The organism is Streptomyces sp. NPDC004561 (assembly GCF_053602155.1).
In genome coordinates this window covers 4655-4928 of record NZ_JBSGDB010000592.1, presented here as the reverse complement: position 1 = coordinate 4928, position 274 = coordinate 4655, and the positions used below count along the sequence as shown (strand labels likewise).

The 274-nt window shown below is 74.8% G+C and carries 1 pseudogene; it reads left to right on the top strand.

Annotated features, from left to right (window positions below):
* Positions 1-274, top strand: a pseudogene (locus ACWEN3_RS41485) (MFS transporter); the annotation flags it as partial.

The following is a 274-nucleotide window of genomic DNA, read 5'->3' as shown; positions in this document are numbered from 1 at the left end:
GGCCGCGCTGAGGCCGCTGCCGGTCTGGCTCGCCCTCGGCACCACGGTGGCGGGCTTCGGCGCGCTCTTCGCGGCCTACAGCTACGTCACGCCCATGCTCACGGACTCCGCCGGCTTCGCCGAGACCGATGTGACGCTGCTCCTCGCGCTCTTCGGCGTGGGCGCGACGGCCGGCAACCTGCTGGGCGGCCGCCTGGCGGACCACGCGATGCGCGGCACGCTGTTCGGCGGGCTGGCCTCGCTGGCGGCCGTGCTGCTGTGGCATCTACGGGTG